The organism is Streptomyces sp. NPDC003697, assembly GCF_053587115.1.
This window is the reverse complement of record NZ_JBSFNN010000080.1, coordinates 18,776-32,178: the sequence shown is the minus strand read 5'-3', so window position 1 is coordinate 32,178 and position 13,403 is coordinate 18,776. Positions and strand designations below refer to the sequence as shown.

The window sequence follows — 13,403 nt, the reverse complement described above, 5'->3', positions numbered from 1 at the left end:
CACCCGGGGGGGTAATAGCACCCAACCCCAAAGGCATCCGCCCCGCCGTAAAAACGGGGGTTTCCCGGCGGGCCTGAGCCGTTCGCCGCCGTCCCCCGCGGCGGCGGGAACCGTTACGGCAGCGCCAGCATCCGCTCCAGCGCCAGCTTCGCGAACGCCTCCGTCTCCTTGTCCACCTCGATGCGGTTGACGAGGTTGCCCTCGGCGAGGGACTCCAGCGCCCACACCAGGTGCGGCAGGTCGATGCGGTTCATGGTCGAGCAGAAGCACACCGTCCGGTCGAGGAAGACGATCTCCTTGCCCTCGGGCGCGAAACGGTTCGCCAGACGGCGCACCAGGTTCAGCTCCGTGCCGATGGCCCACCTGGAGCCGGCCGGGGCGGCCTCCAGCGTCCTGATGATGTACTCGGTCGAACCGACGTAGTCCGCCGCCGCGACGACCTCGTGCCGGCACTCGGGGTGGACCAGCACGTTCACGCCGGGGATGCGCTCGCGGACGTCGTTCACCGAATCCAGGGCGAAGCGCCCGTGCACCGAGCAGTGGCCGCGCCACAGGATCATCTTCGCGGCCCGCAGCTCCTCCACGGTCAGTCCGCCGTTCGGCTTGTGCGGGTTGTAGACGACGCAGTCCGCCGGCGACATCCCCATGTCCCGCACCGCCGTGTTGCGGCCCAGGTGCTGATCGGGCAGGAACAGGACCTTCTCGCCCTGCTCGAACGCCCACTCCAGGGCGCGCCTGGCGTTGGAGGAGGTGCAGATGGTGCCGCCGTGCTTGCCCGTGAACGCCTTGATGTCCGCTGACGAGTTCATGTACGACACCGGGACGGCCTGCTCGGCGACGCCGGCCTCGGTCAGCACGTCCCAGCACTCGGCGACCTGCTCGGCCGTGGCCATGTCGGCCATGGAGCACCCGGCCGCCAGGTCCGGCAGGACCACCTTCTGCTCGTCGTTCGTCAGGATGTCCGCGGACTCCGCCATGAAGTGCACACCGCAGAACACGATGTACTCGGCCTCCGGCCGCGCCGCCGCCTCCCGGGCCAGCTTGAAGGAGTCGCCCGTGACGTCGGCGAACTGGATGACCTCGTCGCGCTGGTAGTGGTGGCCCAGCACGAAGACCTTGTCGCCGAGCTTCTCCTTGGCGGCGCGGGCGCGCTCCACCAGGCCGGGGTCGGACGGGGAGGGCAGGTCGCCGGGACACTCGACACCGCGCTCGCTCTTCGGGTCGGCCTCGCGGCCGAGGAGGAGGAGGGCGAGGGGCGTCGGCTGTACGTCGAGCTCCTGGGCTTGGGCGGTGGTCACCACACGCACCCTTTCTACTTTTCGTCGATGTGACGTTATCCATCATAACGGGTTCACGTCACTTTGACGATGCCGATTGGGCGTTGTTGTGACGTGAATCCTGTGACCCACGTGACAACCGCCGTCGTCGCGTGCCTCACCTCGCACCGGCCGTGCTGTCCGGTGCGGCGGGCGTGTGCGAGCATGAAGAGGACGAGCATGAGGAAGAGGAAGAACCAGGTGCTCGGCCCGGAATGATTCCGCGGCCTTGCCGGTTGCACTCGTCGGCAAGCAGTCTCCGTACAACCCGGGAGAGATGTAGATGTCCGTATCGGACGAGACCACCACCGTCACCGACGGCATCATCCTGACCGACGCCGCCGCGTCCAAGGTCAAGGCCCTGCTCGACCAGGAAGGCCGTGACGACCTCGCCCTGCGCGTGGCCGTCCAGCCCGGTGGCTGCTCCGGCCTGCGCTACCAGCTGTTCTTCGACGAGCGCTCTCTGGACGGCGACGTGGAGAAGGACTTCGGCGGGGTGAAGGTCGTCACCGACCGCATGAGCGCTCCGTACCTGGGCGGCGCGACCGTCGACTTCGTGGACACCATCGAGAAGCAGGGCTTCACGATCGACAACCCGAACGCGACCGGCTCCTGCGCCTGCGGCGACTCCTTCAGCTGAGCCGTTCCGTCCCGATGTGAAAGGCGGCGGCCCCTGTTCCGGGGGCCGCCGCCTTCGTGTGTGTCCGCCCGCCCTCACCGGGCCTGCGGCGACGCTTCCGGCAGTCGTGCTCCCGGCCTCGTCAGCGGGACGGTCCGGCCGTCCGACCCGACCACCTTCCGGTCGCCGAGGGGCCGGTCCAGCCGCACGGTCCGCTCCTGCATCTTGGCGATCATGATGCAGACCGTGCCCGCCCGCGGCTTCTCGGTCACCGTGACGGTCACCCGACCGGGCCCCTCGGCCGCCGAGGCGGTGTAGTCCGAGCACACCCCGCCCTCGAAGCGGACGGTCAGGGCGTCGCCGTCCGCGCCGTACCCCGTCACCCTCACGTCGCGCGGGGTGGCCGGCGCCGCCGTGCCCGGCCGTGCGGTGGACGTCCCCCCGGACGTACCGGCCGGGGCCAGGTAGGCCGGGTCGACCGCCGGGTACGTCACCGTGAAGGTGTCCGCGGCGTCCGGCGTCCGCGCCTCGAACAGCCAGGAAGGCACCAGCGTCTGCCGCCCGCCCACGGAGTGCGCGGCCAGGCCGAACACCGCCCGTTCCACCGTCACCGTGTCCTGCCGCGGAGCGGCCGTGGACGCCGACGACCCGCAGGGCGCCTCCAGGCGGTCCTTCAGGGGCACGGGACTCGCGCAGCCGCCGATCCCCATCCGGTGGTCCGTGCGCGGAGCGGTGTTCATCAGGTCCAGCGTCCTGCGCGCGCTCAGCACCGGGTACGTGTCACCCTTCACCGGCGCCTTCAACTGCCCACTGCCGCCGACCACGTCGCCCTGCGCGCCGACCGTCAGGCCGGTCGCCCAGCCGTACGTCGGCAGGCCGCCGACCACCGGGTCGGCGTTGACCACCCGCTGGGCGCCCATGGCCTGCCCGGCGTCCACCGCCGCGCCGTCCTGGCCCAGCGCCTGCAGCACGGGGGCCGCCGCCTTCTTCGCGGCGGCGACGCTCACCGGGTCGACGGCCGGGGCCGCCGGGCCGGACGCGCACCGTGTGACGCCCGCGCAGTCGTCGGTGCCCGGCGTGTACCAGCTGAACGTCCAGGTGCCGGGGGCCTGCCGGCTCACCCGGAGGAGAGGGCCCGAGCCGTCCGCGGCCGGTCCGACCGTCCAGGCCTGCGCACCGGCCCGGGGCGCCCCCTGCACGCCGAGCGCGCGGGCGAGCCGGGCCACCTCCTGACGGGTGGTCGCGCCGCCCGCCGCGTACACGGGCGCCGAGCCGGGACCGTCCGGCAGGGTGCCGGCGGCCCGGTAGGTCCGGCCGTACGGGTTCGGCTCGCCGGGCGCGATGCCGTTCGTACCGCCCCTGCCCGCAGCTCCCGTGCCGGCGCCGCTCGTGTCCGCGCCGCCGGGGGCCGTGCCGGGCGCGGAGTAGCCGTCGAGGGCGAGCGGCGGGGGAGTGCCGTGGCCGGCCGCCGCCGGGGCCGTACCGCCGTGGGAGGTGCCGGAGGCGCTCGTGGCGACGTAGGCCCCGCCACCCCCGACGAGCAGTACCGCGGCGGCGACGGAGGCGGCGACCAGCGGGGAGCGGTGCCGGCCGGGCAGGAATGGCGTGCCGGTCTCCGGGGCCGCGGTGCCCTTGTCCCCGGGCTCGCCCGGCCCCGGCGTGGCGTCCGGCTCCGCCTGCGGTTCCGGAACGGACGAGGGCTCGGGCTCGGCATCGGCCTCCGGCCCGGAACGGGCCCCGGCCTCCGCCCCGGTGCCGGCCCCGGCCCTGGGCTCGGGCGCGGCGCCGACCCCGGGGTCCGAAGCGGCGTCGGCCCCGGCCTCCGGCCCGGTCTCGGCCGCGGTCCTCGGACCGGACCGGACGCGGGCGCCGCTCCTGGGCTCGGGCGCGGCGCAGGCCCCGGGGTCCGAAGCGGCGTCGGTCCCGGACGGCGGCTCGGGCTCGGCACCGGCCTCCGGCGCCGCAGTGGCGCCGGTCCCGGCTGCCCCCTGCGGCGCGGCCCCGGGCCCGGCTCCGGATTCCGGCGTCGTCTTCTCCGCCGAGGCCACCTCGGCGGTACCCGCGGCCTCGTCGTCGTGGTCGGGTCGCTCGGTGTTCACCGCATCGCTCCTTCGCCTGCACAGCCGTCAGCTGCCCCTGTGCCGACCCTGACCCGACCCTGACAAAAAGGCCGGTCCGTGGGGCCGCCATCCGCATCCCCTCGTCGGGGGACGGCGATGGGACGCAGCGGGGGAGCGCGCGGTTCCACCGGGCGCGCCGGCTTCAGTCCCCGTAGTCCGACATGGCGTCCAGCAGTCGCGCGGAGGACGCCGGGACGTCCACGCCGTGGATCAGGGACGGCGGCACCGGCGCGGCGCCGGTCCGGTCGGGAGCCTCCCAGTGCGGGGCCATCCGGGCGCAGTCCCCGCGCAGCGACGCGAGATCGCCGTCGAGGTCGGCCGGGGCGGGGGCAGCATGGACCGTGTGGTTCGTCATGACCGCACCGTAGGCAGGCCGGGCCCCGCGAAGAAAGATCTACTATCCGGTAGTTTCGCCTGCTTCAGGCTCACGCGCCGACCGGGTAGCGTGAACTGTCGATCCGCCTCCCGTCCCCCGCAGCCTTCCACCGAGCGCTGACGCGCGCCCCTTACATGCCCGCAGGAGAGTCCACGCCGTGCGCATCGCAGTCACCGGCTCCATCGCCACCGACCACCTCATGACCTTCCCCGGCCGGTTCGCCGACCAGTTCGTCGCGGACCAGCTGCACGCGGTCTCCCTCTCCTTCCTGGTCGACCAGCTGGACGTGCGGCGGGGCGGTGTCGGCGCCAACATCGCCTTCGGCATGGGGCAGCTCGGCACCGAACCCGTCCTGGTGGGAGCCGCCGGCGCCGACTTCGTCGAGTACCGGGCCTGGCTGGAACGGCACGGCGTCGACACGGAGTCGGTCCGTATCTCCGAGACCCTGCACACCGCCCGGTTCGTCTGCACGACGGACGCCGACCACAACCAGATCGGCTCCTTCTACACCGGCGCGATGAGCGAGGCCCGCCTCATCGAGCTCAAGACCGTCGCCGACCGTGTCGGCGGCCTCGACCTCGTGTCGATCGGCGCCGACGACCCCGAGGCGATGCTCCGGCACACCGAGGAGTGCCGCGCGCGGTCGATCCCGTTCGCGGCCGACTTCTCCCAGCAGATCGCCCGGATGAACGGGGAGGAGATCCGGATACTGCTGGACGGGGCGACCTACCTGTTCTCGAACGAGTACGAGAAGGGGCTCATCGAGACCAAGACGGGATGGAGCGACGCCGAGATCCTCTCCCGGGTCGGCCACCGGGTGACCACGCTCGGCGCGCGGGGCGTGCGCATCGAGAGCGCCGGCGGGGAGCCGGTCGAGGTCGGCTGCCCGGACGAGGAGCGCAAGGCCGATCCGACCGGCGTCGGCGACGCCTTCCGCGCCGGCTTCCTGTCCGGCCTGGCCTGGGGAGTCTCCCTGGAGCGCGCCGCGCAGGTGGGCTGCATGCTCGCCACGCTGGTCATCGAGACGGTGGGCACCCAGGAGTACCAGCTGCGCCGCGGCCACTTCATGGAGCGCTTCACCAAGGCGTACGGCGACGACGCGGCCCGCGAGGTCCGCGCCCACCTCGGCTGACCGGCCCGCCACCCGTCCTCAGGAGACCCCGCGCCCGCCCTCGGCGGGCCGGGCCCCTCCCCCGGGAGGCCGGCACCTCCCCCGCGGACACCCCGCACCCACTCAGGAGACCGGGCACCCGTTCACGAGACCCGGCGGACCACGTAGGCGGCGCCCCCGTCCGCCGGTTCCTCGCCCATGTACTCCTGCCCCCGCATCCCGCACCACGCGGGGATGTCCAGCCGCGCCGCCTCGTCGTCCGCGAGGACCCGGACCGTGCCGCCCACCGGGACGTCGCCGATGACCTTCGCCAGCTCGATGACGGGCAGCGGGCAGCGCTTGCCGAGGGCGTCGACGACCAGCGCGTCGCCTGCACCCCCCACGGCCGGCGCGGCCGCGGCCGGCGCACCCAGCTTCTCCCGCACCGCGGCCACCGCCGCGGGCAGCACGGTCAGGAAGCGGTCGACCTCCGGCGCCGGCGTGCCCGGCGGCAGCGACACCCGGACATTGCCCTCGCTGAGCACCCCCATCGCCCTCAGGACGTGGCTCGGGGTGAGCGTGCTGCTGGTGCACGACGAGCCGGAGGAGACCGAGAAGCCCTCGCGGTCCAGTTCGTGCAGCAGCGCCTCCCCGTCCACGTGGAGGCAGGAGAACGTCACGATGCCCGGCAGGCGGCGCGCCGGATCGCCCACCACCTCCACGTCCGGCACCAGCCGCGGCACCCGCGTCCGGATCCGCTCCGTCAGTTCCCGCAGCCGCGCGGCCTCCGCGGCCGCCTCCGCCCGCACCGCGCGCAGCGAGGCCGCCGCGGCGACGATCGCCGGGATGTTCTCGAACCCGGCCGCCCGGCCCGACTCCCGTTCGTCCACGGGCCCGGACGGCGCGAAGCGGACGCCCTTGCGCACGACGAGCAGCCCGACGCCCGACGGCCCGCCCCACTTGTGGGCGCTCGCCGTCAGCAGCGACCAGTCGCCCCCGACCCGGCCCCAGCCGAGCGACTGGGCCGCGTCCACCAGCAGTGGGACGCCCACCGCGCGGCACGCCTCGGCCACGGCGGCCACCGGCTGCTCGGTGCCGACCTCGTGGTTGGCGGACTGCAGACAGGCCAGGGCGGTGCCGGGGCGCAGCGCCTCCGCGTACGAGGCGGCCTGCACCGCGCCCCCGCGGCCGACCGGGACCCGTGTGACCGCGCCGCCGTCCGCCTCGTGGGACTCCGCCGCACGGAGCACCGAGGAGTGTTCGACGGCTGACACGATCAGGTGGCGGCCGGTGCGCCGCCGCCCGGCCAGCGCGCCCGAGATCCCGGCGTGCACGGCGCGGGTCCCGGACGACGTGAAGACCAGTTCGTCGGGCCGGCAGCCCACCGCCTCGGCGGCCGCCTCGCGCGCCGCGTCCAGCAGCAGCCGGGCGCGCCGCCCTTCCCGGTGCAGGCGCGCGGGGTCGGCCCAGCCCTCCTCGAGGGAGGCCAGCAGTGCCTGCCGGGCAACGGGGTGCAGAGGGACGGCGGAAGCAGCGTCGAAGTAGGCCACACCGCAACGCTACGACCCGTGTGCGGCCGCGGGGCACGGCGGGGAACCCACGTGCCGCCGGGCACCCCCGCACGGCCGCGGAACTCGCCCGTCCACAAGCCCGCCCGGCGCCCGAAACCCCGTCAGCTCCTGCCCGCCCGACCGGGCGTCCCACCCCTTCGGGGTGACCCGCGGCGCGTATGCCACCCTCCCCGCGACCCGCCGGAAGGCGTCCAGTAGGGTTTGGTCCGCATAAACATCCAAACCCCTGCCCGACGCAGGGCGGCGACCGACCAGCGAGAAGGCCGCAGCCGAACAGCGCGGGCGAGACTCTCGGGAAGGCGCTACGTGAGTCCCAACGGCTCCGACCGCTCGCCGCGGCGCCCGATGCGGCGGAAGCTGCTGCAGGCACTGACTGCGGGCCTGGTCCTGGCGACCGCGACCGGTTGCACATACAAGGACTTCCCCCGGCTGGGTATGCCCACCCCCGCCACGGAAGAGGCTCCGCGGATCCTCTCGCTGTGGCAGGGTTCCTGGGCGGCCGCGCTCGCCGTCGGCTGCCTGGTGTGGGGTCTGATCCTGTGGAGTGCATTCTTCCACCGGCGCAGCCGCACCAAGGTCGAGGTTCCACCGCAGACGCGGTACAACATGCCCATCGAGGCGCTGTACACGGTGGTCCCGCTCGTCATCGTCTCGGTCCTCTTCTACTTCACGGCCCGCGACGAGTCGAAGCTCCTCGACCTCTCCAAGAAGCCCGACGTCACGGTCAACGTCGTCGGCTACCAGTGGAGCTGGGCCTTCAACTACATCGAGCCCGTCGCGGGTTCGAGCGGCAACGCGAAGACCGACAAGAACCTGAAGGCCATTCCGCCCCGGTTCAAGAACGACTTCCCCGCCAACGCCGGCGGCGTGTACGAGGTCGGCACCCCCGGTCAGCGCAACCCGCAGAACGGCAACCCCGGTCCCACCCTGTGGCTGCCCAAGGGCAAGACGGTCCGTTTCATCCTGACCTCACGGGACGTCATCCACTCCTTCTGGGTGCTGCCGTTCCTGATGAAGCAGGACGTCATCCCGGGCTACACCAACTCCTTCCAGGTGACGCCCAACGAGGAGGGCACCTTCCGGGGCAAGTGCGCCGAGCTCTGCGGCCAGGACCACGCCCGGATGCTGTTCAACGTGAAGGTCGTCTCCCCCGAGCGCTACCAGCAGCACCTCAGGGACCTCGCCAAGAAGGGGCAGACCGGTTACGTTCCCGCGGGCATCGAGCAGACGAACCACGAGAAGGACCGGGAGTCGAACATCCTGTGAGCATCGTCAACGAACCTCGGGGTGCCGCGGCACCTGAGGACCACTACGAGAACGAGCTGCCGGCACGGCGCAAGCAACCCGGCAATGCCGTGGTGAAGTGGCTCACGACCACCGACCACAAGACGATCGGCACCCTCTACCTGGTCACGTCGTTCGCGTTCTTCTGCATCGGCGGCGTCATGGCTCTGCTCATGCGCGCCGAGCTGGCCCGGCCGGGCCTGCAGTTCATGTCGACCGAGCAGTTCAACCAGGCGTTCACCATGCACGGCACGGTGATGCTGCTGATGTTCGCGACGCCGCTGTTCGCCGGCTTCGCGAACTGGATCATGCCGCTGCAGATCGGCGCCCCCGACGTCGCCTTCCCGCGGCTGAACATGTTCGCCTACTGGCTGTACCTGCTCGGCTCGCTGATCGCGGTCGGCGGCTTCCTGACCCCGCAGGGCGCGGCCGACTTCGGCTGGTTCGCCTACGCGCCGCTGTCGGACGCGGTGCACTCGCCGGGCATCGGCGGCGACATGTGGATCATGGGCCTGGCCTTCTCCGGCTTCGGCACCATCCTCGGCTCCGTCAACTTCATCACCACGATCATCTGCATGCGTGCTCCGGGCATGACCATGTTCCGCATGCCGATCTTCACGTGGAACGTGCTGCTGACCGGTGTGCTGGTCCTGCTGGCCTTCCCGGTGCTGGCGGCGGCGCTGTTCGCGCTGGAGGCGGACCGCAAGTTCGGCGCCCACGTCTTCGACGCGGCCAACGGCGGGGCGTTGCTCTGGCAACACCTGTTCTGGTTCTTCGGCCACCCCGAGGTGTACATCATCGCGCTGCCGTTCTTCGGCATCATCAGTGAGATCATCCCGGTCTTCTCCCGCAAGCCGATGTTCGGCTACATGGGCCTGATCGGCGCGACCATCGCCATCGCGGGTCTGTCCGTGACGGTGTGGGCGCACCACATGTACGTCACCGGTGGCGTGCTGCTGCCGTTCTTCTCCTTCATGACCTTCCTGATCGCGGTCCCGACCGGTGTGAAGTTCTTCAACTGGATCGGCACCATGTGGAAGGGCTCGCTGTCCTTCGAGACGCCGATGCTCTGGGCGGCCGGCTTCCTGATCACGTTCACCTTCGGTGGTCTGACCGGCGTCATCCTGGCCTCGCCGCCGATGGACTTCCACATCTCCGACTCGTACTTCGTGGTGGCGCACTTCCACTACGTCGTCTTCGGCACCGTCGTCTTCGCGATGTTCGCCGGCTTCCACTTCTGGTGGCCGAAGTTCACCGGCAAGATGCTCGACGAGCGCCTCGGCAAGATGACCTTCTGGACGCTGTTCATCGGCTTCCACGGCACCTTCCTGGTCCAGCACTGGCTGGGTGCCGAGGGCATGCCCCGCCGTTACGCCGACTACCTGGCGGCCGACGGCTTCACCGCCCTGAACACGGTCTCGACGATCAGCTCGTTCGTGCTCGGCCTGTCGATCCTGCCGTTCCTCTACAACGTCTGGAAGACGGCCAAGTACGGCAAGAAGATCGAGGTCGACGACCCGTGGGGTTACGGCCGCTCCCTGGAGTGGGCGACCTCCTGCCCGCCGCCGCGGCACAACTTCCTCACCCTGCCGCGGATCCGCAGCGAATCCCCGGCGTTCGACCTGCACCACCCCGAGATCGCCGCTCTGGACCAGCTCGAGAACGTCGAGCAGGAGAAGGCGCTCGCTGGCGGCAAGGAGGCCGGCAAGTGAAGATCCAGGGCAAGATGTTCATGTGGCTGGGCGTCTTCATCCTCGTCATGGCCATCGTGTACGGCTTCTGGTCGAAGGAGCCGGCCGGCACGACAGCCCTCTTCCTGGCCTTCGGCCTGAGCATCATGATCGGTTTCTACCTGGGCTTCACGGCCCGGCGGATCGACGCGGGTGCTCAGGACGACAAGGAGGCCGACGTCGCGGACGAGGCCGGCGAGGTGGGCTTCTTCAGCCCGCACAGCTGGCAGCCGCTCGCGCTCGCCTTCGGCGGCGCGCTGGCCTTCCTCGCGATCGCGGTCGGCTGGTGGCTGTTGTTCTTCTCGGCGCCGATCATCCTGGTCGGCCTGTACGGCTGGGTCTTCGAGTACTACCGCGGTGAGAACCGCACCCAGTAGCACGCCCCGAGCGGCCACGGGAGCCCGGACACTCCACACGGAGGTCCGGGCTCCTGCATGTGCCGGACAACTCTCCCTCGAACGGATGACCCACCGCGCCGTCGCCGGTGATGGTCCTTAGCGTGAGGCCATGAGCCACACAGTGTTCTTCCGGGGCGCACGAGCCGGTGCCGAGGGGCCGGCCGTGCTCAGGCCTTCGGGCCCCGGCGCGCCCTCGGCCCCGGCGCGCCCGCGTGCCCGCACCGCCGTCGGCTGCGCCCTGATGGCGGCCGCCCTCGGCGCGGGCGCCACCGCCTGTGGCGCGGGCGGCAACCCGCTGTCCGCCACGCCGTACGACGCCGCGGACGAGGTCGCCTTCAACGCCCCCGTCAAGAAGGGCAGGAAGGCGGACCCCGACAAGCCCCTCGAGGTCACCGCGAAGGACTCCGGCGGACGCATCACCGACGTCACGATCGTCGACTCCGCCGGCCGCCACGTCTCGGGGGAGCTCTCCGCCGACGGCACCCGCTGGCACAGCACCTCGCCGCTCGCCGCGAACGCCCACTACAGCGTCCGGGTGAGCACGGAGAACGAGGACGGCGCACCCGGCCGCAAGGTCCTCACCTTCGACACGGGCAAGCCCACCGCCACCAAGCGCCTGAACGTGATGTTCGGCCCCAAGGAGGGCACCTACGGCGTAGGCCAGCCCATCACCGCCATGCTGGACCAGCCGGTCAAGGACAGGACCGAGCGGGCCGTCGTCGAACGGGGCCTCCACGTCGACTCCACCCCCGCCGTGGACGGCTCCTGGTACTGGGTCAGCGACCGGGAGCTGCACTACCGCCCCCATGAGTACTGGCCCACCGAGACCGAGATCGAGGTGTACAGCAACCTCGAGAACATCAAGATCAGCGACCGGCTGTGGGGCGGCGCCGCCGAGCCGCTGGAGCTCAGCATCGGGGACGCCGTCGTCGCGCGCACGGACGCGGCGGCCCACACCCTGACGTTCTACAAGAACGGCGAGGAGATCAAGAAGTTCCCCGTGACCACCGGCAAGCCCGGCTTCGAGACCCGCAACGGCATCAAGGTCGTGCTCGGCAAAGAGTCCCTCGTACAGATGCGCAGCTCCACCGTCGGCATCGCCGCAGGCTCCGCGGAGTCGTACGACATGCCCGTCTACTACGCGACCCGGGTCACCTGGAGCGGCGAGTACGTGCACGCCGCGCCCTGGTCGGTCGGCTCCCAGGGCTCCGCCAACGTCAGCCACGGCTGCACCGGCATGAGCACCGCCAACGCCAGGTGGTTCTTCGACAACGTCCGCGAGGGCGACATCGTCGAGGTCGTCAAGTCCAAGGGCAAGCAGATGGAGGACTTCGGCAACGGGTTCGGCGACTGGAACGTGCCCTGGTCGAAGTGGCGCACGGGCAGCGCGCTCGCCTCCGGCGGCCAGGGCGGCGACGGGTCCCGGAACGAGACCGAACGGCTCAGTCCCGTACCCCTGTGAGCCGTCCGGCGCCCCGCGGGAGCCGCCCCCGGCGGGGGACCGCCAGCGGAGAAGCGGCGAACGGCCCGCGGTCCCCGGACCGCGGGCCGTTCCGCGGCGAGGGCGGCCGCGACCGGACACCCTCTAGACGTTCACGCCCTGCCGCTGCCGCAGCAGGGCGGCCAGCGCGGACGCGAACTCCACCGGCTCCACCGGCAGCGTCACCGCCCCGTCGGCCCGGCTCCAGGTGGCCAGCCAGGCGTCCTGCGGCCGGCCGATCAGCAGGAGCACCGGCGGGCACTGGAAGACCTCGTCCTTGATCTGGCGGCACACACCCATGCCGCCCATGGGAACGGCCTCGCCGTCCAGGACGCAGACGTCGATCCCGCCCCGGTCCAGTTCGGTCAGCACGGCCGCCGGGGTCGCGCACTCGACGAACTCGACGGAGGGAACGTCCGGGGCCGGCCGGCGACCGGTCGCGAGCCGCACCTGCTCCCGGGTGTTGGCGTCGTCGCTGTAGACCAGCACCGTGGCCGTCGCCTGCATGGTTCCTCCACGCATCTCAGTGAGTGCAGCATCGGTAGCGAACTACCGGGTTCCGATGGCGCGGATGCTACTCCCTTCGACTGCTGGTCGACAGCGCCCGGAAGACGCCTCCGATCGGCCATACGGGCCCCGCACATCCCGCAGACACTCCGAACGGCACCCCCGGAGTGAGGGCGGGATAAGCGAACGACATAATGTCGGCGTGGCGACAGCAACGACAGTAGATACCGGGCACGCGCACCCGTCGGTCAACCGGCCGAACCTCACCAGCGTCGGAACCATCATCTGGCTGAGTTCCGAGCTGATGTTCTTCGCGGCCCTCTTCGCGATGTACTTCACCCTGCGATCGGTGACGGGACCCGAGCACTGGAAGGAAATGGCCTCGGCCCTGAACTTCCCGTTCTCGGCGACGAACACCACGATCCTGGTGCTCTCCTCCCTCACCTGCCAGCTCGGTGTCTTCGCCGCCGAGCGCGGTGACGTCAAGAGGCTCCGGGGCTGGTTCATCGTCACCTTCATCATGGGTGCGATCTTCATCGGCGGTCAGATCTTCGAGTACACGGAGCTGGTCAAGAAGGACGGCCTCTCGCTGTCCTCCGATCCGTACGGCTCGGTGTTCTACCTGACCACCGGCTTCCACGGCCTGCACGTGACGGGCGGCCTCATCGCCTTCCTGCTGGTCCTCGGCCGTACCTACGCGGCCCGGAGGTTCACCCACGAGCAGGCGACCGCGGCCATCGTCGTGTCCTACTACTGGCACTTCGTCGATGTCGTCTGGATCGGCCTCTTCGCCACGATCTACATGATCAAGTAATCGGCCGCCGCTCGCGGCGGGGCCGTTCCACCCGATGGGGGACCGGCCACTCGCGACGGACCGATCCACGTCCCAGAAGCATCGACGCAGAAGATCCT

The 13,403-nt window shown here is 71.3% G+C and carries 12 protein-coding genes; 7 read left to right on the top strand and 5 right to left on the bottom strand.

Going from position 1 to position 13,403, the window contains the following annotated elements; genetic code table 11:
- Positions 1-113: 113 nt before the first annotated feature.
- The gene (gene nadA / locus ACWDNY_RS25445) at positions 114-1,298 is read right to left on the bottom strand and encodes a quinolinate synthase NadA (protein ID WP_451648104.1); all 1,185 of its coding nucleotides are present in this window, start codon (positions 1,296-1,298) and stop codon (positions 114-116) included.
- Between the two features lie 301 nt (positions 1,299-1,599).
- On the opposite strand from nadA, the gene ACWDNY_RS25440 reads away from it, so the two are divergent.
- Positions 1,600-1,956: a HesB/IscA family protein gene (locus tag ACWDNY_RS25440; RefSeq protein WP_016435777.1), complete on the top strand. Its 357-nt coding sequence runs from the start codon at positions 1,600-1,602 to the stop codon at positions 1,954-1,956.
- Between the two features lie 74 nt (positions 1,957-2,030).
- Here the strand turns inward: ACWDNY_RS25440 and ACWDNY_RS25435 are convergent, their stop codons facing one another.
- Both ACWDNY_RS25435 and ACWDNY_RS25430 read right to left on the bottom strand, forming a co-directional pair.
- Positions 2,031-4,034: a hypothetical protein gene (locus tag ACWDNY_RS25435; RefSeq protein WP_451648103.1), complete on the bottom strand. Its 2,004-nt coding sequence runs from the start codon at positions 4,032-4,034 to the stop codon at positions 2,031-2,033.
- A gap of 163 nt (positions 4,035-4,197) precedes the next feature.
- On the bottom strand, positions 4,198-4,410 hold the full coding sequence (locus ACWDNY_RS25430) for a hypothetical protein (RefSeq protein WP_451648102.1): 213 nt from the start codon (positions 4,408-4,410) through the stop codon (positions 4,198-4,200).
- 178 nt (positions 4,411-4,588) lie between these two features.
- On the opposite strand from ACWDNY_RS25430, the gene ACWDNY_RS25425 reads away from it, so the two are divergent.
- Positions 4,589-5,563 (top strand): carbohydrate kinase family protein, encoded by a 975-nt coding sequence (locus tag ACWDNY_RS25425; RefSeq protein ID WP_451648101.1) that lies wholly within the window; start codon positions 4,589-4,591, stop codon positions 5,561-5,563.
- A gap of 122 nt (positions 5,564-5,685) precedes the next feature.
- On the opposite strand, the gene ACWDNY_RS25420 is transcribed toward ACWDNY_RS25425, so the two are convergent.
- Positions 5,686-7,071 (bottom strand): aminotransferase class V-fold PLP-dependent enzyme, encoded by a 1,386-nt coding sequence (locus ACWDNY_RS25420; protein WP_451648100.1) that lies wholly within the window; start codon positions 7,069-7,071, stop codon positions 5,686-5,688.
- A 327-nt stretch (positions 7,072-7,398) separates the two neighbouring features.
- Between ACWDNY_RS25420 and ctaC the strand changes: the two genes are divergently transcribed.
- The 4 genes from ctaC (at position 7,399) to ACWDNY_RS25400 (ending at position 11,966) form a co-directional block, all read left to right on the top strand.
- On the top strand, positions 7,399-8,358 hold the full coding sequence (gene ctaC, locus ACWDNY_RS25415; RefSeq protein ID WP_451648099.1) for an aa3-type cytochrome oxidase subunit II: 960 nt from the start codon (positions 7,399-7,401) through the stop codon (positions 8,356-8,358).
- The gene (gene ctaD, locus ACWDNY_RS25410; protein ID WP_451648098.1) at positions 8,355-10,088 is read left to right on the top strand and encodes an aa3-type cytochrome oxidase subunit I; all 1,734 of its coding nucleotides are present in this window, start codon (positions 8,355-8,357) and stop codon (positions 10,086-10,088) included. Before ctaC ends, ctaD begins: the two co-directional genes overlap by 4 nt.
- Entirely contained in the window at positions 10,085-10,483 is a 399-nt protein-coding gene (locus ACWDNY_RS25405; protein ID WP_451648097.1) for a cytochrome c oxidase subunit 4, read from the top strand. Before ctaD ends, ACWDNY_RS25405 begins: the two co-directional genes overlap by 4 nt.
- A gap of 262 nt (positions 10,484-10,745) precedes the next feature.
- Positions 10,746-11,966 (top strand): Ig-like domain-containing protein, encoded by a 1,221-nt coding sequence (locus ACWDNY_RS25400; protein ID WP_451648107.1) that lies wholly within the window; start codon positions 10,746-10,748, stop codon positions 11,964-11,966.
- Between the two features lie 123 nt (positions 11,967-12,089).
- Here ACWDNY_RS25400 and ACWDNY_RS25395 read toward each other — a convergent pair whose 3' ends face one another.
- Positions 12,090-12,491: a hypothetical protein gene (locus ACWDNY_RS25395; RefSeq protein WP_451648106.1), complete on the bottom strand. Its 402-nt coding sequence runs from the start codon at positions 12,489-12,491 to the stop codon at positions 12,090-12,092.
- Positions 12,492-12,693: 202 nt separating this feature from the next.
- Between ACWDNY_RS25395 and ctaE the strand changes: the two genes are divergently transcribed.
- The gene (gene ctaE / locus ACWDNY_RS25390) at positions 12,694-13,305 is read left to right on the top strand and encodes an aa3-type cytochrome oxidase subunit III (protein WP_361508940.1); all 612 of its coding nucleotides are present in this window, start codon (positions 12,694-12,696) and stop codon (positions 13,303-13,305) included.
- The last annotated feature ends 98 nt before the right edge of the window (positions 13,306-13,403 follow it).